This is a genomic window from Micromonospora sp. NPDC049151, assembly GCF_040648395.1.
Lineage (GTDB): Bacteria > Actinomycetota > Actinomycetes > Mycobacteriales > Micromonosporaceae > Micromonospora.
In genome coordinates this window covers 456,258-476,897 of record NZ_JBEZDP010000001.1, presented here as the reverse complement: position 1 = coordinate 476,897, position 20,640 = coordinate 456,258, and the positions used below count along the sequence as shown (strand labels likewise).

General features: G+C 74.4%; 17 protein-coding genes. 4 read left to right on the top strand and 13 right to left on the bottom strand.

The window, feature by feature from the left end; genetic code table 11:
- Positions 1–16 precede the first annotated feature (16 nt).
- Positions 17–541: a hypothetical protein gene (locus tag AB0B20_RS02320; protein ID WP_357382559.1), complete on the bottom strand. Its 525-nt coding sequence runs from the start codon at positions 539–541 to the stop codon at positions 17–19.
- Positions 542–623: 82 nt separating this feature from the next.
- Between AB0B20_RS02320 and AB0B20_RS02315 the strand changes: the two genes are divergently transcribed.
- On the top strand, positions 624–1,280 hold the full coding sequence (locus tag AB0B20_RS02315; RefSeq protein ID WP_357382557.1) for a 4a-hydroxytetrahydrobiopterin dehydratase: 657 nt from the start codon (positions 624–626) through the stop codon (positions 1,278–1,280).
- 1 nt (position 1,281) lies between these two features.
- Here AB0B20_RS02315 and AB0B20_RS02310 read toward each other — a convergent pair whose 3' ends face one another.
- Positions 1,282–1,980 (bottom strand): UdgX family uracil-DNA binding protein, encoded by a 699-nt coding sequence (locus AB0B20_RS02310; protein WP_357382555.1) that lies wholly within the window; start codon positions 1,978–1,980, stop codon positions 1,282–1,284.
- Positions 1,981–2,060: 80 nt separating this feature from the next.
- A complete protein-coding gene (locus tag AB0B20_RS02305; RefSeq protein ID WP_357382553.1) occupies positions 2,061–3,398 on the bottom strand; it encodes an aminotransferase class I/II-fold pyridoxal phosphate-dependent enzyme in 1,338 nt (445 codons plus the stop codon).
- Positions 3,399–3,436: 38 nt separating this feature from the next.
- Here AB0B20_RS02305 and AB0B20_RS02300 point away from each other — a divergent pair, with 38 nt between their 5' ends.
- Positions 3,437–4,684 carry a bifunctional pyridoxamine 5'-phosphate oxidase family protein/GNAT family N-acetyltransferase gene (locus AB0B20_RS02300; protein ID WP_357382551.1) on the top strand — a complete coding sequence of 416 codons (1,248 nt, stop codon included), beginning with the start codon at positions 3,437–3,439 and terminating at the stop codon, positions 4,682–4,684.
- Complete coding sequence (leuE, locus tag AB0B20_RS02295; RefSeq protein WP_357382549.1) at positions 4,681–5,343, top strand: leucine efflux protein LeuE; 663 nt, start codon at positions 4,681–4,683, stop codon at positions 5,341–5,343. The genes AB0B20_RS02300 and leuE overlap by 4 nt, the downstream gene beginning before the upstream one ends.
- 74 nt (positions 5,344–5,417) lie before the next feature.
- Here the strand turns inward: leuE and AB0B20_RS02290 are convergent, their stop codons facing one another.
- From AB0B20_RS02290 to AB0B20_RS02245, 10 genes are all read right to left on the bottom strand, one after another.
- Positions 5,418–6,347, bottom strand: a complete 930-nt coding sequence (locus tag AB0B20_RS02290) for a sporulation protein (protein ID WP_357467407.1) — start codon at positions 6,345–6,347, stop codon at positions 5,418–5,420.
- Between the two features lie 68 nt (positions 6,348–6,415).
- Complete coding sequence (locus AB0B20_RS02285; protein ID WP_357467404.1) at positions 6,416–7,480, bottom strand: hemolysin family protein; 1,065 nt, start codon at positions 7,478–7,480, stop codon at positions 6,416–6,418.
- Positions 7,477–8,832, bottom strand: coding sequence for a hemolysin family protein (locus tag AB0B20_RS02280; protein WP_357467400.1), 1,356 nt, complete (start codon positions 8,830–8,832; stop codon positions 7,477–7,479). Before AB0B20_RS02280 ends, AB0B20_RS02285 begins: the two co-directional genes overlap by 4 nt.
- 163 nt (positions 8,833–8,995) lie before the next feature.
- On the bottom strand, positions 8,996–9,331 hold the full coding sequence (mnhG, locus tag AB0B20_RS02275) for a monovalent cation/H(+) antiporter subunit G (protein ID WP_357467397.1): 336 nt from the start codon (positions 9,329–9,331) through the stop codon (positions 8,996–8,998).
- A gap of 58 nt (positions 9,332–9,389) precedes the next feature.
- The gene (locus AB0B20_RS02270; RefSeq protein ID WP_357382539.1) at positions 9,390–9,653 is read right to left on the bottom strand and encodes a monovalent cation/H+ antiporter complex subunit F; all 264 of its coding nucleotides are present in this window, start codon (positions 9,651–9,653) and stop codon (positions 9,390–9,392) included.
- Entirely contained in the window at positions 9,650–10,300 is a 651-nt protein-coding gene (locus tag AB0B20_RS02265) for a Na+/H+ antiporter subunit E (protein ID WP_357382537.1), read from the bottom strand. Before AB0B20_RS02265 ends, AB0B20_RS02270 begins: the two co-directional genes overlap by 4 nt.
- Positions 10,297–11,802: a Na+/H+ antiporter subunit D gene (locus AB0B20_RS02260; RefSeq protein WP_357382535.1), complete on the bottom strand. Its 1,506-nt coding sequence runs from the start codon at positions 11,800–11,802 to the stop codon at positions 10,297–10,299. Before AB0B20_RS02260 ends, AB0B20_RS02265 begins: the two co-directional genes overlap by 4 nt.
- Positions 11,799–12,278 carry a Na(+)/H(+) antiporter subunit C gene (locus AB0B20_RS02255; protein ID WP_357382533.1) on the bottom strand — a complete coding sequence of 160 codons (480 nt, stop codon included), beginning with the start codon at positions 12,276–12,278 and terminating at the stop codon, positions 11,799–11,801. Before AB0B20_RS02255 ends, AB0B20_RS02260 begins: the two co-directional genes overlap by 4 nt.
- 55 nt (positions 12,279–12,333) lie before the next feature.
- A complete protein-coding gene (locus AB0B20_RS02250; RefSeq protein WP_357382531.1) occupies positions 12,334–15,168 on the bottom strand; it encodes a Na+/H+ antiporter subunit A in 2,835 nt (944 codons plus the stop codon).
- A 273-nt stretch (positions 15,169–15,441) separates the two neighbouring features.
- Complete coding sequence (locus tag AB0B20_RS02245; protein WP_357382774.1) at positions 15,442–15,765, bottom strand: hypothetical protein; 324 nt, start codon at positions 15,763–15,765, stop codon at positions 15,442–15,444.
- A gap of 189 nt (positions 15,766–15,954) precedes the next feature.
- Here AB0B20_RS02245 and AB0B20_RS02240 point away from each other — a divergent pair, with 189 nt between their 5' ends.
- The gene (locus tag AB0B20_RS02240) at positions 15,955–20,622 is read left to right on the top strand and encodes a DEAD/DEAH box helicase (protein WP_357467567.1); all 4,668 of its coding nucleotides are present in this window, start codon (positions 15,955–15,957) and stop codon (positions 20,620–20,622) included.
- Positions 20,623–20,640 lie beyond the last annotated feature (18 nt).

Sequence of the window (20,640 nt, the reverse complement as noted above, 5' to 3'; positions counted from 1 at the left end):
GCAAGTCTGACACCGCTCAGCCGCCCCGGACAGGGGCGAGCGCCGCTCGTAGCCGGCGCTCCCGGAGGCCGGTGCGGACGGCCTCGGCCAGGATCGCGACCAGGACGATCCCGAACCCGACGGCGGCGGATTCCCACCCGGTGCGGATCGCGAGCACGATCAGCGGGCCGAGCAGCAGGACGCCACCGGCGGCCCCGAACAGCGCTCCCCGGCGTACCACCGGAAGGTTGTCCGCCACCGCCGCGCGTCCCGCCTCGTCGACGGGCGGCTCGCCCCGGCGCAGCCCGGTCTCGGTGACCGCCCAGGCGGCGGCCCGCTCCGCCTCGGCGGCGCCTGGTTTCTGAAACCAGTTCAGCATGAAGAACATGAGCCCGTAGATCACCCCGTGCAGACCGGCGTCGAGCACCGCTACCTGTACGGACTCGTCCCGATCCCAGAGCCGGATGGCCAGCCAGGCGACTCCGGCGAACGCCATGGAGATCACGTAGGGGCCGGGAGCGCCGAACCGGAGAAACGCCACGCGAGGTCGGGGTTCCGCCATGCCGGAGCCGTACCCTCGCGCGCCGTCCGGTAATCCCCTGTGGACGGTGGCGGGCGGACGTGCGGCACGCCAGGATGGCCGGATGAGCACACTCACGGGGAAACAGGTCGCCGAGGCCGGGCTGGACGGGTGGACGTACCTGCTGGGGGCGTTGCAGACGCGCATCCGTACCCCCGATTTCGCGGCCGGGATGGCGCTGGTGGCCGCGGTCGGCGCGGAGGCCGAGCGGGTCGATCACCATCCCGATCTGGACCTGCGCTACACCCACGTGGACGTGCGGCTCTGGTCGCACGACGCGGGCGGCGTGACCCAGCGTGACCTGCGGCTGGCCCGGTTCATCTCGGGGCTGGCCGCGGACGCCGGGCTCACCCTGTCGGCGGCCGGGCTGGCCCGCCTGGAACTCGCGCTGGACACCCCGGCGCACGCGGCGGTGCTGCCGTTCTGGCGGGCGGTCCTGACCTGGCAGGCACCGGGCGGCCGAGGCCCGGACGACGACGAGGTACGCGACCCGGACGGCGTGCTGCCGACTGTCTGGTTCCAGCGCTCCGGCCGGGACGAGCCCCGGCAGCGGTGGCACCCGGACGTGTGGGTCGACCCGGCCGAGGTGGACGCGCGCATCGCCGCCGCGCTGGCGGCCGGCGGCACGCTGGTCAGCGACGCGGAGGCGCCGAGCTTCTGGGTACTCGCCGACCCGGACGGCAACCGGGTCTGCCTCTGCACCTGGCAGCAGCGCTCCTGACTCAGCGCAGCGCCTTCGCGGCCACCTTCAGGTCGGCGACCAGGCCCTCGTAGGCCACGTCCTGGTTGTCGGCGCGCAGCACCGCCGACGGGTGGATGGTGGCGAGCAGCCGGGCCGCCGGGGCGTCGGCGACAGCGCCCGTCCGGTCGACCGGCACGCGCTCGAAGTCCTCCGGATGCTGGGCGGCGGCGGGCCAGGGCAGCAGCTCACCTCGCTGCTTCGTCACCCGGAAGCTCGGGCCGAGCAGCGCCTTGGCGGCGGTGGCGCCGAGCACCACCACGATCTCCGGGCGCAGCCGGGCGAACTCGGCGACCAGCCACGGCCGGCAGGCGGTGACGTGCACGCGGTCCGGGGTCTGGTGGATGCGCCGCCGGCCGCGCAGCTCGAAGCGGAAGTGCTTGACGGCGTTGGTCAGGTAGATCTGGGCGGGGTCGAGCGCCGCGTCGTCGACGGCCTTGCGCAACAGCCGCCCGGCCGGGCCGACGAACGGCAGCCCCTTCTGGTCCTCGATGTCGCCCGGCTGCTCGCCGACGAAGACCAGGCGGGCGTGCTCGTCGCCGCGGCCGAAGACGGTCTGGGTGGCGTCCCGGTACAGCTCGCAGCCCCGGCAGTCGCCCGCCGCGGCGCGCAGCTCGTCGATGGTGTCAGCCGACGGCGGGATGAACTCCTGTGCGCCGGGTGCGCTCTCGGTCTCGGCCATGCCGATCGTTCTACCCCGTTCGGCGGCGCGCACGCGAGCGGCCCGCCGCGCTGTCCGGAGGTGTTAAAAAGGGGCCCTTCCTATACCGAATGCGTTAAGAGGGGGCCCTTCCTTCCGGCGGTGAGCGCGTCGGCCAGCGCGGGGATGTCGGCCTCGTCCAGCGCGCTCACCGAGACGCGCACGGCGGGGTCGGCGGCGATCCGGTACAGGCCGCCGGGGGCGAGCGCCCACCCGGCGTCGCGCAGGGTCGTGACCGCCACCGTCTCGTCGGGCACCGGCACCCAGACGTTGATCCCGGTGCGCCCGTACGCGGTCACCCCGCGCTCGGCCAGCGCCTCGACCAGCCCGTCGCGCCGCCTGTCGTAGCTGTCCGCCGCGCGCCGCACCAGACCGGCGGTGGCCGGGTCGCGCCAGAGCGACACGACCAGGCGTTGCAGCACTGTGGACACCCAGCCGGCGCCGACCCGCGCGCGCCCGGCCACCCGGGCCACAGTGGCCTCGTCGCCGGTCAGCACCGCGAGCCGCAGGTCGGGCCCGTAGGGCTTGCTCACCGACCGGACGAAGGCCCACGCCGGGGTCGCCCCGGCGAGCGGGTGCAGGGGTACGCGGGCCAGCTCGGCGGCGTGGTCGTCCTCGATCAGCAGCAGGTCGGCCCGGCCGGCGAGCAGCGTGCGCAGCGCGTCGGCACGGGCGGCGGAGACCGCGGCGCCGGTCGGGTTCTGCGCCCGGCTGGTCACCACGAGCGCCCGGACCCCGGCGGCGAGCGCCGCCCGGACGCCGCCCACTGTGGGGCCCTCGTCGTCCACCGGCACCCCGACGGTACGCAGGCCGAGCGCCGCGATCAGGTCGAGCAGGTTGGCCCAGCCCGGGTCCTCCACCGCCACCGCGTCGCCGGGGCGCAGGTGGGCGGCGAGCAGCCGTTCGATGCCGTCGAGCGCCCCGCCGGTGACTGTCAGCTCGCCGGCCGGCACGCGATCGGCGGCGAGCCGCTCCCGGGCCAGGGCGGCCAGGTCGGGCAGCACGGCGTCGGTCGCGTACCCGCCGGGGGGTCCGATCTCGGCGGCGAGCGCGGCGAGGTGCGGGCCGAGCGGCGGCAGCAGCCGGGGGTCGGGCTGGCCGGCGGAGAGGTCACGGCCGCCGGGCAGCGGTGGGGGCAGCAGGGCGGCGCGGCGGGCGGCGACCGGCGGGCGGGGGCGGACCCGGGTGCCGTGCCGGCCGGCGGTCGCGACCAGGCCGCGTTGCCGCAGTTCCTGGTACGCCTTCGCGACGGTGGCCGGGCTGACGTCCAGCTCGGCGGCGAGCGCGCGGACGGCGGGCAGGGGGTCGCCGGGGGCCAGGTCGCCGGTGCGGATGCCGGATTCGACGCTTGCCGAAATCGCGGCGGAGGTGGACCCGACGATCTGATAATGTGCTGCCACAGTTTAGTGATTGTACTAGAACAAAGGTGGGATGTCACGTGTACCCCCCGACCGCCCGCACCACCGCCACCCGCACCCGCGACCGGATGCACTACGACCGCGCCACCGCGCACGCGCTGCTGGACGAGGCGTACCACTGCGCGCTGTCGTTCACTGTTGACGGTGAGCCGCGCATCCTGCCGACCCTGCACGTGCGCGTCGGCGACACGCTCTACCTGCACGGGTCCACCGGCAGCCGGCCGCTGCTGGCCGCCCGGGGCGAGGCCGGTCTCCCGGTCTGCGTCGCCGTCACCCACCTCGACGGGCTGATCTACGCCCGCTCCCAGTTCCACCACAGCGCCAACTACCGGTCGGTGGTGGCGCACGGCACCGCCCGGCTGGTCGAGGACGCCGGCGAGAAGGCGCGGGTGATGACCGCGCTGGTGGAGAAGGTGGCCGCCGGCCGGTCCGCCGACAGCCGCCCGCCGAACCGGCGCGAGCTGGCCGAGACGGCGGTGCTGGCGCTGCCGCTGCGCGAGGTGTCGGTACGGATGCGCACCGGCGGCGTCAACGACGAGCCGGCCGACGAGGCGCTGCCGTACTGGGCCGGTGTGGTGCCGCTGCGGCTCACGCCGGGCCGCCCCGAACCGGCGCCGGGGGTGAGCGCGCCGGTGCCGGCGTACCTGCGGGCGGCCCGGTCGCCGTGGCACGAGCCGGCGGCGCTGCGCGGCGAGCACGTGGTGCTGGAGCCGCTCGACCTCGCCCACGCCGACGAGCTGTACGCAGCCACCGCCGACCCGCAGGTGTGGCGGCACCTGGGCGGCACGCAGCCGGCCGACGCCGCCGAGATGCGCCGGGTCATCACCGACTACCTGGACGCGCAGGAACGCGGCGAGCAGGTGTGCTGGGCGCAGCGCTGCGCCACCACCGGCGCGGTGGTCGGCACGACCTCCTACTACGAGATCGACCCGGTACGCCGCTCGCTGGCGATCGGCTACACCTGGCTGGGCCGCCCGTGGTGGCGTACCGGCGTGAACACCGAGGCGAAGCTGCTGCTGCTCGGCCGGGCCTTCGACGAGCTGGACGCGGTCCGGGTGGTCTGGCACACCGACATCCGCAACGAACGCTCCCAGCGGGCCATCGAACGGCTCGGCGCAAGCCGGGAGGGCGTGCTGCGGCAGCACAAGCAGCGCGCCGACGGCTCCTGGCGGGACACCGTGCAGTACTCGATGCTCGCGCGGGAGTGGCCGACGGCACAGGTCAGCCTGCGGGAAAGGCTTCGCCCGACGGCGGGCGCGGCGTCATGATGTCCGGCGTGCTGGGGATCACCGACATCTGGACGTACGTGCTGGGCACCGTGGCGATCGTGCTGCTGCCCGGCCCGAACTCGCTCTTCGTGCTGGCCACCGCCGCCCGTCGCGGCGTGGCCACCGGTTACCGGGCCGCCGCCGGAGTGTTCGTCGGCGACGCGGTGCTGATGATCCTCTCCGCCGCCGGGGTGGCCTCGCTGCTCCAGGCGTATCCCCCGCTCTACCTGGTGATCAAGTACGCCGGCGCGGCGTACCTCGGTTATCTGGGGCTGGCCATGCTGCGCGGCGCGTGGCGGCGCTGGCGCGACCGCAACGACCCGGCCACGCCGCGCCTGATCGACGAGGTGGAGCCGGCCGGGCAGCGGGAGCCGTTCCGGAAGGCGCTGGTGATCAGCCTGCTCAACCCGAAGGCGATCCTGTTCTTCGTGTCGTTCTTCATCCAGTTCGTCGACCCCGGGTACGCCTGGCCGGCGCTGTCGTTCCTGCTGCTCGGGCTGATCGCCCAGGTCGCCAGCGCGCTCTACCTGACCGTGCTGATCTTCACCGGCACGTACCTGGCGGCCCAGTTCCGGCAGCGCCGCCGGCTCGCCGCGAGCGGCACCACAGCTGTCGCCGTGCTGTTCCTCGGCTTCAGCCTCAAGCTCGCCGCCGGCTGAGGTGTAAGGAAGGGGCCCCTATTAACACCTCCGGTAGAGGAAGGGCCCCTTCTTAACAAGGCACGCGCACACGCTCACGTGCCGTCGCCGCCTCCGCCACCACCGCCGATGCCCGCGCCGCCGGCCGTACCCCCGAGCCCGTAACCCGGCGCGACCGGGCGGTCGGGGCGGCGGCTGACGTGCGCCGACTCGCGAATCGTGGCCGACCAGTCGGCGTGCGAGGCGGCCGCCGCGTGCCTGTCGATGGCATGCCGCAGCCAGCCGTCCACTGTGGCCACCCAGTCCCGTTTGTCGGCGCCGGCGTGCCAGACCCGGAACCGGCTGATGCTCTGGTGGGTGATCCCGGCCAGGGAGAGCCGCCGGTCCAACCAGAGCAGCACTTCCATGCCGGCCGAGTCGGTCAGCATGATCATTTCGAGTTCGGTCATCGGGCCGGCATAGAGCGGGGCGGCCCAGAACCCGTACCACTGCTGGAACGGCAGCGTCTGCTCCACCCCCGGCAGCCGCCCCTCCCGCAGGCCCGCCTGCCGGATCGCGAAGCCGAGCGTGTCCAGCGCGGCGAGCACGTGCTCCTGGGCGGGCAGCGGATGGATCAGCACCGGCACCATCGCGCCCTGATCCACCTCCGGATCCACAGACACCTCGGTGCGCAGGCCGGTACGCAGGCTCAACAGCGGCACCCCGCCGTACGTGGTCACCGGCGACTCCCACGGCAGCGGCACGGCGAAGTCGACAGCGCGCCGCCGCCCGGCCGGCACCACGAACCGCCCCGCGATCGTCCACGTCCGGAACTGCACCAGGCGGCGCGGCGCCTCCGGGTCCTCCGGTTCGACCTGGGTCACCAGCCCGAGCCGGATGTGCCGCACCGGCACGTCCGAGCCGCCCGCGCTCAGCGTCACCCGGCCGGGCAGGCGCAGGCCCGGCCGGGTGCTCGGGTTGGGCAGCGTGGTGCTCACCGACAGCCCGGTCCAGGCGGAGTCCCGCGACACGCCGGTCAACCGCATACCGGGGCTTTCCCGCTGCCCGCCCGGCCATGCCAGGCCGGAACGGACGCCGGCCCGGATCACGACGCTCAGCGCATCCGGCGGCCTCGCGGCACCGGGTCGGTCTCGTCGTCGAACTCGCCGATGACCTCCTCCAGCAGGTCCTCCAGCGCGACGAACCCGATGGGCCGGGTCGGCCCACCGCCGTTGCTCACCAGCGCGAGCTGCGCCTGCTGCGCCCGCATGGAGGTCACCGCCTCGGTCACCGACGCCTCGGCCGGCAGCGTGAAGGCGCTGGTCATCAGCTCCTCCGCGGTCGCCGGACGGCCGGTGGTGACGGCGCGCACCGCCTCGCGTACGTGCACCAGGCCGCACACCTCGCCACCGGCGTCGACAACTGCCAGCCGGGACCGGCCGCTGTCGCGCGAGACGTGTTCGATCCGCTCGGCGGTCTCGCCCCGGCCCACAGTGACGATCTGGTCGAACGGCTCCATCACCTGGGCCACTGTGGTGCCCTGGAGCTCCAGCATGCTGGTCAGCAGCTGGTGCTGCTCGGCGCCGAGCAGCCCGTGCTCCCGGGACTGCTCCAGCAGGATGCGCAGCTCGTCCGGGCCGTGCACCTGGGCCAGCTGGTCCTGCTGCTGCACGCCGACCAGCCGCAGCATCGCGTTCGCGAGCCCGTTGAGCACCGACAGCACCGGCCGGGCGATCCGGGCGAACGCCCGGAACGGCAGCGCCAGCAGCATCGCCGAACGCTCGGCGTCGGTGATCGCCCACGACTTCGGGGCCATCTCGCCGACCACCAGGTGCAGGAACGTCACCAGCGACAACGCGAACACCAGCGCGACCACGTGGCTGGCCGCGGTGGGCAGGCCGACCGCGTGCAGCAACGGGCTGAGCAGGTGCTCGATGGCCGGCTCGGCCAGCGCACCAAGACCCAGCGTGCACAGCGTGATGCCGAGCTGTGCGCCGGCCAGCATCAGGCTCAGCTCGCGGACGCCGTCCAGCGCCGCGCGGGCCGCCCGGCCGCCACCGGCGGCGGCCTGCTCCAGGCGGTACCGCTTGGACGCGATGAGCGCGAACTCGGCGGCCACGAAGAATCCGTTCAGCGCCAGCAGCACCACGGAGAAGAACAACGCGAACCCGGGGCTCATGCGGAACCCTCCCCGGACACGTCGGCGGTGGGCCGCAGCCGCACCGAGTCGGCCACGTGCCGGTCCACCGCCAGCACCTCGACCAGCACCCGGGGGCCGCCGGCCGGCTCGTCGCCGTCCGTGGCGACCGGGATCTCCAGCAGGTCACCGACCTCGGGCACCCGGCCCAGCTCCCGCATCACCAAGCCGGAGAGCGTGTCGTACTCGGGGCGCTCGGGCAGCTCGATGCCGGTGCTGTCGGCGACCTCGTCGATGCGCCAGCGCGCCGGGACCACCCAGGAGCCGTCCTCCTGCCGGGCCGCGGCCCGGTCCGGCGGGTCGTCCTCGTCGCGGATCGGCCCGACCAGCTCCTCGGCCAGGTCCTCCAGCGTGATCACGCCGGCGAAGCCGCCGTACTCGTCGACCACGCAGGCGAGCTGCCGGTGCCCGGACCGCAGGCGGTCCAGCACCGTCGGCAGCGGCAGCGTCTCGGGCACCAGCAACGGGGGTACGGCCACCGCGTCGACCCGGGTGGTCGCGCGCTGCGCCGGGGGCACCCCGAGCACGTCGGCGATGCCGACCACACCGATCAGGTCGTCGACGCCCTCGGCGCCGCTCACCGGGAACCGGGAGTGGCCGGTGTCCAGCAGCTCGACGATCCGGCTGACCGGCTCGTCGGCCCGGATGGTGTGCACGTCGACGCGCGGCACCATCGCCTCCCCGGCGGTCAGTTCCCGGAAGTCCAGACCCCGGTCCAGCAGGTCTGACATCTCGGCGTCGAGGTGCCCCTCCTCCCGGGACTCGGCGATGATCTGTTCCAGGTCCTGCGGGGTGGCGCCGCTGGGCAGCTCCTCGATCGGCTCGATGCCGAGCCGGCGGAGCAGCCGTACGGCCGCCCTGTCGAACAGCGTGATCAGCGGACCGGCGATCTTCAGGTAGATCAGGGTGGACCGCGCCAGCGCCCGGGCCAGCGGTTCGGCCCGCGCGATGGCCAGGTTCTTCGGCGCCAGCTCGCCGAGGACCATCTGCACCACTGTGGCGATGACCAGGGCGAGGGCCACCGACAGCGGCAGGGTGACCGCGCTGGACAGCCCGGCGAGGCCGAGCAGGTCGGCCAGCCCGGCACCCAGGAACGGCTCGGCGACGTAACCGACCAGCAGGGCGGTCACCGTGATGCCGAGCTGGGCGCCGGACAGCATGAAGGAGAGCCGCGCGGTCACCTCCAGGGCCCGGGCCGCGGCACGATCGCCACCGTCGGCGAGCTGCTTGAGCTTGCCCCGGTCCACGGCGACGTAACCGAACTCCTGGGCCACGAAGTAACCGGTGGCGGCGGTGAGGACGGTGATGAGAAGGAGACCGACGAGGATCAACACGGGAGGTTCAGTGCTCCCGGGGTCGTCGGGGAGGGAATTCGCCGGGTATTACCCGGCCGGCTACTGCTGCCCTCCGGGGCAGGAGAGTCGATCATGCAGCCCATTTTATCGGTACGCGCTGGACGTTCGCTGAGGGTGCCGGGAAGCCTCCCGCGCGTCCGGTTCACCGCCCGGCCAGCTCGTCGACGTCCAGCAGCGTCCGGTCGACCCGTCCGGAACGGTACGCGGCCCGGCCGATCATCTGCGCGGCCACCGGAGCGGTGGAGAGCTGGAAGAGCGCCACCAGGACCAGCATGCCCAGATCCGAGGGGGTACGCAGGCGCAGCGCCAGCCCGGCCAGGAGCAGCAGGACGCCCAGCACCTGCGGCTTGGTGGCGGTGTGCATCCGGTCCAGCACGTCCGGGAAGCGCACCAGCCCGATGCCGGCGACCAGGCCGAGCGCCGCCCCGGCCAGCAGCAGGAACCCACCCACCCAGTCCGCGACGGTGGCCGCGCTCACGCTGATCCGCCGTTCGTTCGCGACTGCGGGGCTCGCAAAACCGGCTCACTCCTCGCGCTCACGCTTCAGCCCGGACCGCGAAGCGCACCAGCGACACCGACCCGATGAAGCCGAGCAGGGAGAGCACCACCAGGACGGGCAGCGTGGTGGCGTGCCGGTTGACAGCGGCCTCCGCCCCGACCGCGGCGAGCATCGCCGTCAGCAGCAGGTCGGCGCCGACGACGCGGTCGAGCAGGGACGGTCCTCGGTAGATCCGGGTCAGGGCGAGCAGCGCGGTGGCCGAGAGCAGCACCGTGAGCGCGACGGCGAGCAGGGCAGTCACTGTTGGTTCCTCCGTTCGACGGGTTCGAGGTCGAGCCGGCGTACCTCGTCGGGAGATCCGATGGCACGCACGATGCGCCGTTCGACGGCGAGCACGCGCTCGCGGCTGCCGGTGATGTCCTCGGGTCCGCGTACGTCGAGCACGTGCACGTAGAGCACGCCCCGGGTCCGGTCGACGTCGAGGATCAGCGTGCCCGGCACCAGCGAGATCACCTCGGCGGTGAGCGTCAGGTTGAGGTCGGTGCGCACGCGCAGCGGCACCGCGATGATCGCGCCGCGCGGGCGGTAGCCGAAGCGCAGCGCCACCGCTGCCACGTGGAGGCTGGCGCTGACCAGCTCCGCGACGAACGTGGCAGCGAACACCAGCAGCGCGCGGGGGCGTACCCGGCCGCCGAACGTGACCGGCGGCAGCGGGAAGAACAGCAGCACCGCCGCGCCGACCACCAGGCCGGCGACCAGGTTGCCCCAGGACACGTCGCCCCACAGCAGCATCCACGCGACGACCAGCCAGCCGAGCGCGACCGCCTGGTCCCGCCGCCGCCCGCCCCGGCCGACGGCCGACGCGGGGGCGTCCGGGACGGGCGCCGCCCGGGGTACGCCGGCGGGCTCCCCGGTCGGGCCCCCGCCCGGGGGCAGTTCGTCGGTCACGGCACGTCCCGGGGCAGGACCGCCCGCACGTACGGGGTGCGCTCGCGCAGGTCGGTGGCCGCGTCCGAGGTGACCTGGAACAGCGGCCCGGCCACCAGCGTGAACAGCACGCCCAGCGCCACCAGTGCGGTGGTCGCGCCGACCATCAGCCCGGGCAGCCGGGCCGGCGGGGTGGCGGTGGCCAGCCGGGGCTCCCGCCAGAACGCGATGTTCCACACCCGGGAGGCGGCGTAGAGGGTGAGCAGGCTGGTGAGCGTGCCGGCCGCGACGAGCACGGCGGGCAGCACGCCACCGGCCGCCACGCCGGCCTGGAGCAGTCCGAGCTTGCCGAGGAAGCCGGAGAACGGCGGAATGCCGGCGAGGTTCATAGCGGGGACGAAGAAGAGCACGCCGAGGGTCGGGGCGACCCGTGCCAGGCCGCCGATGCGCCGCAGGTCGGTGCTGCCCGCACGTTCCTCGACCAGGCCGGCGACCAGGAACAGCGTGGTCTGGATGGTGATGTGGTGCACCACGTAGAAGATCGCCCCGGACAGGCCGGCGACGCTGCTCAGCGCCACCCCGAAGATCATGTAGCCGATGTGGCTGACCAGCGTGAACGACAGCAGCCGCTTCAGGTCCGACTGCGCCACCGCGCCCAGGATGCCGACCACCATGGTCAGCCCGGCCACCACCATCAGCAGCGTGGCGACCTGGCCGCCGGGGAACAGCAGCGTCTCGGCGCGGATGATCGCGTACACGCCGACCTTGGTGAGCAGGCCCGCGAAGACCGCTGTCACGGGGGCGGGCGCGGTCGGATAGCTGTCCGGCAGCCACGCCGACAGCGGGAACACCGCCGCCTTGATCCCGAACGCGAGCAGCAGCGTCAGTTGCAGGGTCAGGCGTACGCCCGACGGCAGCGCGTCCAGCCGGCCGGCGAGCTGCGCCATGTTCAGCGTGCCGGTGGCCGCGTACACCAGTCCCACCGCGGACAGGAACAGCAGCGACGACAGGATGCTGACCACCACGTACGTCGATCCGGTGCGCAACCGCGCCTCGGTGCCGCCCAGCGTGATCAGCACGAAGCTCGCGGCCAGCAGGATCTCGAAGCCGACGAAGAGGTTGAACAGGTCCCCGGCGAGGAAGGCGTTCGTGACACCGGCGGTCAGCACCAGGTACGTCGGGTGGTAGATGCTCACCGGCGCGGTCTCCCCGGTCTCGCCCCGGCCCTGGCCGATCGAGTAGAGCAGCACGCACAGCGTCACCGCCGAGGAGACGAGCACCATCAGCGCCGCCAGCTGGTCCGCCACCAGCACGATGCCCACCGGCGCCGGCCAGCCGCCCACGTGCACCACCACCGGCCCGGAGCCGTACGCCCGCACCAGCAGCACCGCCGCCACCACGAGGACGCTGGACAGGCACAGCACGCTTATCCACCGCTGCAACCCGGGCCGGCCGGACAGCAGGAGGGTGAGCGCCGCGCCGAGCAGCGGCACCACCACCGGCAGCGGAACGAGCGCGGTCACGAGGCGTCCCCCCGATGCAGCCGCCGCCGGGCCGGCTCCGGGTCCACCTGCTCCGGGTCGTCGTCCGGGCCCTCGCCGCCGTGGTCCGCAGTGGACACCTCGTTGCTCTCGGCGAGCCGGACGATCTGCCGGTCCTCCAGGTCGTCCTGCACCTCGTCGTCACCGCTGGTGTACCAGCTCCGGTAGGCGACGGCGAGCAGGAACGCGGTCAGCCCGAACGTGATCACCACGGCGGTGAGCACCATTGCCTGCGGCAGCGCGTCGCTCATCTCGCCCCGCGAGGTGGAACCGACGAGCGGCGCGGCGCCGGACCGCCCGCCGAGCAGGATGAGCAGGTTCACGCCGTTGCCGAGCATGATGATGCCGAGCAGGATCCGGGTCAGGCTGCGTTCCAGCAACAGCATGACGCCGGCGGCGACGAGCACCCCGACGGCCAGCACCAGCACCAGCGTCGGCCCGGCCGCACCCCTGTTCACTGAGCCACCTCTGTTCGCGACTGCGGGGCTCGCAAACCCGGCTCACTCCTCGCGCTCACGAGGGACCCTCCCGCTGGACCACCAGCCCGTGCCCCGCATCGCCCGCGGCCTCCACGTGCCGGTCGACCTCGGCGCCCAGGCTGCGCAGGATGTCCAGGATCAGCCCGACCACCACGAGATAGACGCCGACGTCGAAGAACAGCGACGTGACCAGGTAGAAGTCGCCGACCACAGGCAGCCACAGGTTGACCTTCACGCTCTGCAGCACCTGGCCGGTGAGCGCCAGGCCGAGGACGCCGCTGCCGACCGAGATGCCCAGACCCGCGCCGAGCACCGTGCCGGCACCGACCGGCGCCGCCTCGGCCAGCTCGTACCGGCCGCCGGCCAGGTAACGCAGGGCCAGCGCCAGCCCGGCCACGAGCCCGCCGGCGAAACCGCCGCCGGGCGCGTTGTGCCCGGAGAACAGCAGGAACAACGAGAAGATCAGTACGGTGTGGAAGATCAGCCGGGTGACCACCTCGAAGACGATCGAGCGCCGCCGTTCCGGCAGCGTCTGCCCGCCGCGCAGCCACACCGTGCGCCGGTCCCCGGCACGCAGCGCGGCCGGTGGCGGGCGGCGAGGGCGCGGCCCGGTGCGGGAACGCTCGTAGATCAGGCTGGCCACGCCGGTGGCGGTCACCACGAGCACCGAGATCTCCCCCATCGTGTCCCAGGCGCGGATGTCCACGAGCGTCACGTTCACGACGTTGCGGCCGTACCCCTGCGTGAGGGCCAGGTCCGGGAAGGCCGCGGAGATCGACGGCGCCCGCCGCGCCCCGGCCGCGACGAGCGCCAGACCGGCCATCACCACGCCGGCGGCGACCCCGATGCCGCGCCGCACCCAGCGGCTGCGGCGCAGCGGGCGGGCCGAGAAGCGCTCCGGCAGCCGCCGCAGCACCAGCACGAACACCGCGATCGTGGCGGTCTCCACCAGGAACTGGGTCAGCGCCACGTCCGGGGCGCCGTAGAGGACGAACATCATCGCGGTGCCGTAGCCGGTCACGCCGACGAGCAGCATCGCGGTGAGCCGGCGCCGCGCGCCCACCGCGAGCAGCGCGGCGACCGCGATCACCACGCAGACCACGAGCTGGGCCGGGTTGTCCCAGACCGCCAGGTCGACCCGCCACGGCGCGGTGGCGATCATCGCTCCCCCCGGCACGAACACCAGCGCGAGCAGCACGGTGCCGAGGTACTGCGGCAGGGAGCCGCGCTGGGTGGCGCCGGTGACCTCGATGGCGAGCCGGTCGAAGCCGTGCGTCACCCACTCGTACCCCTGGTTGCCGCTCACCGGCGAGCGCAGCCGGTCCAGCGCGGGCGCCAGCGGGCCGCGGACCAGGTGCAGCACCACACCGCCGGCCAGCACCAGGGCGGACAGGCCGAGCGCCGCCGTGGGTCCGTGCCAGAGCGCCAGGTGCTCCTCGACCGGCCCGAACAGCTCGGCGTACGGCTCGAACAGGCCGCTCAGCCACCCGGCGGCCGGACCGGCGGCGAGCCCGGCCACGGCGAGCAGCGCCGGGGGTACGAGCATCGCGGCGGGCGGCCGGGCCAGCTCGGTGTCCGGCACGCCGGGCCGGGTGACGAACGCGCCCCAGAGGAACCGGATGCTGTACGCGACGGTGAGCGCGCTGCCGGCCACCAGCACGATCAGGACCAGTGGATCGCCGGTGAACGCGGCGAGCGCCGCCTCCTTCCCGACGAACCCGAGCAGCGGCGGCACCCCGGCCATCGAGGCGGCGGCCAGCGTGGCGACTGTGGCCAGCACCGGCGCGGCCCGTCCCACCCCGGACAGCTCCCGCAGGTCACGGGTGCCGGCCTCGTGGTCGAGGATGCCGACGACCAGGAACAGCGCCGCCTTGAACAGGGCGTGTGCGGCCAGCATCGCCACGCCGGCCAGCGCCGCCTTCGGGGTGCCCGCCCCGAACACCACTGTGAGCAGGCCGAGCTGGCTGACCGTCCCGTACGCCAGCAGCAGCTTGAGGTCGGTCTGCCGCAACGCCGCCCACCCGCCGATGACGAGCGTGACCAGGCCGGCGACCACTGTGACCGGGCGCCACCCGTCGACCGGGGCGAGCACCGGGCCGAGCAGTCCGATGAGGAAGATTCCGGCCTTCACCATCGCCGCCGCGTGCAGGTACGCGCTCACCGGCGTCGGGGCGGCCATCGCCACCGGCAGCCAGGCGTTGAACGGGAACACCGCGGACTTCGCCAGCGCCCCGGCGAGGATGAGCAGGACCGCGACGGTCAGGTACCCGCCGCCGGGCAGCGGCGCGGCCGCCACCGCCGACCACCGGTAGCCGCCGGCGTGGTGGCCGAGCAGCAGGAACCCGACGAGCATGGCCAGCCCGCCCAGCGTGGTCACGGTGAGCGCCTGCGCGGCGGCCCACCGGCTGGACCGGCGTTCGGTGCTGTGCCCGATGAGCAGGTAGGAGAAGACGGTGGTCAGTTCCCAGAACACGTAGAGCAGCAGCAGGTCGTCGGAGACGACGAGGCCGAGCATCGCACCGGCGAAGGCGACCATGACAGCGGCGAACCGGGCCAGGCCGGTCGACCCGGGCGGGAAGTAGCGGGCGGAGTAGACCAGCACCAGCGCGCCGACGCCGCCGACGAGCAGCAGCATCAGCCAGGACAGCGTCGTGACCCGCAGCGCCACGTCGAGCTGGAGCTGCGAGATCCAGGGGTACGTCTCGACGACCGCGCCGCCGTCGCGTACCGCACCGGTGTGCGCCGCCGCCCAGACCGCTGTGGCGGCCGGGGCGAGCGCGAGCAGCAGGCAGGCGCGCGGACCCCACCGGCGGACCAGCAGCGGGGCGAGCAGGGCCGCCACCAGGTGCACGATCAGCAGGACGAGCACGCGTACTCCCGGTCGAGGTGACAGCGCGCGAACACGCTGGTGTCACAACCGATCACACGCCACAGAGGCACCGAACCGGGCCGTTTTCTCCAAAACCCACCCATATCCCCAGCCCTCACCGCCCGCCACAGGCTCCCCACCCACTCCTCCCCCCCGGCGGTGATCAAGGAGTTTGTGTCCGTCGGCGCGCCTGATCCGCCTGCAAACTCCTTGATCACCGGAGTGGGGCGCGGGAGGGCCGGGGGTGGGGCGCGGGAGGGCGGCGGGGTGGGGTCAGGGGGTGGGGTTGGGGGTGGCCAGCTGGTGGGCGGCGCGGTCGACGGCGCGCTGGGCGGCGGCCAGGGAGCGCAGTGGCAGCCGGGCGTCGCGGCTCTCCCGGCGCTGGACGAAGTAGTGCACAGCGGCCCGGACCCGGGCCCGGTCGGCGGCGCTGGACCGGGCGGTGGCCAGGATCATCTCGCGCAGCCGTGCGGCCAGTTCCTCGGCCAGCTCCAGATCGGGGCCGTGCAGACCGGCGCGCAGCACGGCCAGGCGACTGTCGACCTTACGGATGAGCACGTCGGTTCCCGGCCCCAGGACTCGTTCCTCGACGGTCATCCACGCCTCCACCCCACGCCGCATCGCGAGTGAAGTTACTTTATGTTGCAGCCCACAAGCAAGCAGTTAAGTAAGACTTAACGGAATAATCGCCCATTCCATTCTTCGACCGCTGTGCGCGGGACGCAACGGTCCGGCGGCGGGCCGGATGTCACACCCGCGCGGCAGGATGGGTGCGTGGCGGACGAGGTGACCCCGTCAAGCAGGTCAGGCGGGTCAGGCAAGTCAGACGGGGTGCTGGCACAGTTCGGCGCGGCGACCCGGGAGTGGTTCACCGCGGCGTTCGCCGCGCCCACCCCGGCCCAGGAGGGCGCCTGGCGCTCGGTGGCCGCCGCACGCAACGCCCTTGTCGTCGCGCCGACCGGCTCCGGCAAGACGCTCGCGGCGTTCCTCTGGTCGCTCGACCGGCTCGCCAAGGAGCCGCCGCCGGCCGACCTCCGGCGCCGGTGCCGGGTGCTCTACGTCAGCCCGCTCAAGGCGCTCGCCGTCGACGTGGAACGCAACCTGCGCGCCCCGCTCACCGGCATCCGCCAGGCCGCCTCCCGGCTCGGCCTGGCCCCGCCGGACATCACCGTCGGGATGCGTACCGGCGACACCCCGGCCGACGAGCGCCGGGCCTTCGCCCGCACCCCGCCGGACATCCTCATCACCACGCCCGAGTCGCTGTTCCTGCTGCTCACCTCCGCCGCCCGCGACTCGCTGCGCGGCGTCGACACGGTGATCGTGGACGAGGTGCACGCGGTGGCCGGCACCAAGCGCGGCGCCCACCTGGCGCTGTCCCTGGAGCGGCTCGACGCGCTGCTGGAACGGCCCGCGCAACGGATCGGCCTGTCCGCCACCGTCCGGCCGATCGACGTGTGCGCCCGCTTCCTCGGCGGCGCGCGCCCGGTCGACGTGGTGCAGCCGCCGGCCGACAAGACCATCGAGGTCAGCGTCCAGGTCCCGGTGGAGGACATGACCCGCCTCGACGAGCAGGAGCCGCCGGAGGACGACCTGGGCGGCCTCGCCCCCCGCCGTGCCTCGATCTGGCCGGCCGTCGAGGAGCGGGTGTTCGCGCTGATCCGCGCGCACCGGTCCACCATCGTGTTCACCAACTCCCGGCGCAGCGCCGAACGGCTCTGCGCCCGGCTCAACGAGCTGGCCGCCGAGGAGATCGAGGCGGCGTCCGCCCCGGAGGGCAGCCGCGTGGCCCGGGGCGGGGAGCCGGTGCGCGTATCCGATCTGCTGCCCGGCGCCGACGGCCCGCCGCCCGGTGCCGGGCCCGGGCCGGTGCGGGCGCCTCGGCAGCCGGCGGAGGTGATGGCGCAGGCCGGCGCGGCGGCCGGTGCGCCGGCGGTGATCGCCCGGGCGCACCACGGCAGCGTCTCCCGGGAGGAGCGCAAGCAGATCGAGGAGGCGCTGAAATCCGGCCGGCTGCCCGCCGTGGTCGCCACGTCCAGTCTGGAGCTGGGCATCGACATGGGTGCCGTCGACCTGGTGGTGCAGATCGAGGCGCCGCCGAGTGTGGCCGCCGGGCTGCAACGGGTCGGGCGGGCCGGGCACCAGGTCGGCGCGGTCTCGCGCGGCGTCGTCTTCCCCAAGCACCGGGGCGACCTGCTCTCCTGCACAGTGGTGGCCGAGCGGATGGGTGCCGGGGCGATCGAGGAGCTGCACTACCCGCGCAACCCGCTCGACGTGCTGGCCCAGCAGATCGTCGCGATGGTGGCGCTGGAGCCGTGGCGGCTCGGCGACCTGGCGGTGCTGGTCCGGCGGGCGGCGCCGTTCGCGGAGCTGCCCGACTCGGCGCTGCACGCGGTGCTCGACATGCTCTCCGGGCGCTACCCGTCCACCGCGTTCGCCGAGTTGCGCCCGCGGCTGGTCTGGGACCGCGCCACCGACGTGCTGACCGGCCGGCCCGGCGCGCAGCGGCTCGCCGTGACCAGCGGCGGCACCATCCCCGACCGGGGCCTGTTCGGCGTCTTCCTGGCCGGCGCGGAGCGGGCGGCGCGGGTCGGTGAGCTGGACGAGGAAATGGTCTACGAGTCCCGGGTGGGTGACGTGTTCCTGCTCGGCTCGTCGTCCTGGCGGATCGAGGAGATCACCCCCGACCGGGTGCTCGTCTCCCCCGCACCCGGGCAGGCGGCCCGGATGCCGTTCTGGAAGGGCGACCAACTCGGCCGCCCGGTCGAGCTGGGGCGGGCGATCGGCGCCCGGGTCCGGGCGCTGCTGCGGCAGTCCGACGCCGACGCGGTGGCGGCGCTGCGGGCCGGCGGGCTCGACGACTGGGCCGCCGGCAACCTGATGAACTACCTGCGCGAGCAGAAGGCGGCCACCCGGTCGCTGCCGGACGACCGGACGGTGGTGGTCGAGCGGTTCCGCGACGAGCTGGGCGACTGGCGGCTCGCCGTGCACTCGGTCCTCGGCGCGCGCGTCAACGGGCCGTGGGCGCTGGCGATCGGCCGCCGGCTGGCCGAGCGGTACGGCGTGGACGCCCAGGTCATGCCCTCCGACGACGGCATCGTGGTGCGCCTGCCGGACACCGCGGACACACCACCCGGCGCCGACGTGGTCGTCTTCGAGCCGGACGAGATCACCCAGCTGGTCGAGGAGTCGGTGGGCACGTCGGCGCTGTTCGCGTCCCGGTTCCGCGAGTGCGCGGCCCGGTCGCTGCTGCTGCCCCGGCGCGACCCCCGGCGGCGGCAGCCGCTGTGGCAGCAACGCCAGCGCGCCGCGCAGCTGCTCGACGTGGCCCGCGAGTACGCCGACTTCCCGGTCACGCTGGAGGCCGCCCGCGAGTGTCTTCAGGACGTCTTCGACCAGCCCGCCCTGGCCGGGCTGATGCGCGACCTGGCCGCCCGCAAGGTACGCCTGGTCGAGGTGGAGTCCGAGCGCCCGTCGCCGTTCGCGCGGTCGCTGCTGTTCGGGTACGTCGGCGCGTTCCTCTACGAGGGCGACGCCCCGCTGGCCGAGCGGCGGGCCGCCGCGCTGGCGCTCGACTCCGGCCTGCTCGGCGAGCTGCTCGGCCGGGTCGACCTGCGGGAACTGCTCGACCCGGAGGTGCTCGCCGAGACCGCGCGCCAACTGCGCTGGCGCACCGAGCAGCGGCGGCCCCGCGACCCGGAGGACGTGGTCGAGCTGCTGCGCGTGGTCGGCGACCTGAGCGGCGCCGAGCTAGCCGAGCGCGGCGTGCCGGAGTCGTGGACCGACGAGCTGGCGGCGGCCCGGCGGGTGCTGCGCGTCCGTATCGCCGGGGAGGATCGGTGGGTGGTGGTCGAGGACGCCGCCCGGCTGCGCGACGCGCTCGGGGTGGCGCTGCCCGTCGGCGTCGCCGAGGCATACCTCGCACCGGTGGCCGATCCGCTCGCCGACCTGGTCGCCCGGTACGCCCGCACGCACGGCCCGTTCGCGGCCGCCACCTGCGCGGCCCGGTTCGGGCTCGGCGTGTTCGTGGTGGAGCAGGCACTGCGGCGGCTCGCCGCGACCGGCCGGGTGGTCTCCGGCGAGTTCGCCCCGGACACGGTGGGCACCCAGTGGTGCGACGCCGAGGTGCTGCGCCTGCTGCGCCGCCGCTCGCTCGCCGCCCTGCGCCGGGAGATCGAACCGGTGCCGCCGCGCGCGCTCGCCGCGTTCCTGCCCCGCTGGCAGCAGGTCGGCTCGTCGGCCCGGGGCGTCGAGGCGGTCGCCGCCACCGTCGAGCAGTTGCAGGGCGTGAGCGTGCCGGCGTCCGCCCTGGAACGCCTGGTGCTGCCCGCCCGGGTGGCCGACTACTCCCCCGCCCAGCTCGACGAGCTGTGCGCCGGCGGGGAGGTGGTGTGGGCCGGCGCGGGCGCGATCTCCGGCGGCGACGGGTGGGTGACGCTCGCGTACGCCGACGTCGCGCCGCTGCTGCTCCCGCCGCCGGACGAGGCACTGACGCTCACCCCGCTGCACGAGTCGGTGCTCGACGCGCTCGCCGACGGGCAGGCGCTGTTCTTCCGCTCGCTGTCCGACCGCATCGGCGCCACCGACGACGCCGCCCTGTCCGGCGCGGTGTGGGATCTGGTGTGGGCCGGTCACCTCACGAACGACACGCTCGCACCGCTGCGGGCCGCGCTGGGCGCGGGCGGGGCGCACCGCTCCCGGCCCTCGGCGCCGCGCACCCGCTACCGCCGTCCCGGCCGGGTGGCGCTGCCCAGCCGGAGCGGTCCGCCCACGATGGCCGGGCGCTGGTCCCGGCTGCCCGAACGCGACAGCGACCCCACCCGCCGCGCCGCCGCCCTGGCCGACCTGCTGCTGGAACGGCACGGCGTGGTGACCCGGGGCGCGGTCGTGGCCGAGCAGGTCACCGGCGGTTTCGCCGGGGTCTACCCGGTGCTGTCCGCGATGGAGGAACGCGGGGCGGCCCGGCGCGGCTACTTCGTCGAAGGGCTCGGCGCGGCGCAGTTCGCGGTGCCGGGCGCGGTGGACCGCATCCGGGCGCTCGCCGACGACACCCAGGGCCGGGGCGGGCCGACGGTAGTGCTCGCGGCCACCGACCCGGCGAACCCGTACGGCGCGGCGCTGCCCTGGCCGGAACGAGTCGTCGACTCCGGCGACGGCGCGGCACCGGCCACCGGCCACCGGGCCGGGCGCAAGGCGGGCGCGCTCGTCGTGCTCGTCGGCGGCGACCTGGTGCTCTACGTCGAGCGGGGCGGCCGGACGATCCTGTCCTTCACCGACGACACCGACACGCTCGGCGCGGCCGGCAAGGCACTCGCCGACGCGGTGCACTCCGGTGCGCTCGGCGCGATCTCGGTGGAACGCGCCGACGGCGAGGCCGTGCACGCGTCCCCGCTGCGCGACGCGCTGACCGCCGCCGGTTTCCGCGCCACCCCGCGCGGCCTGCGCCTGCGCGGCTGACCGCCGGTGGTTCCGGGG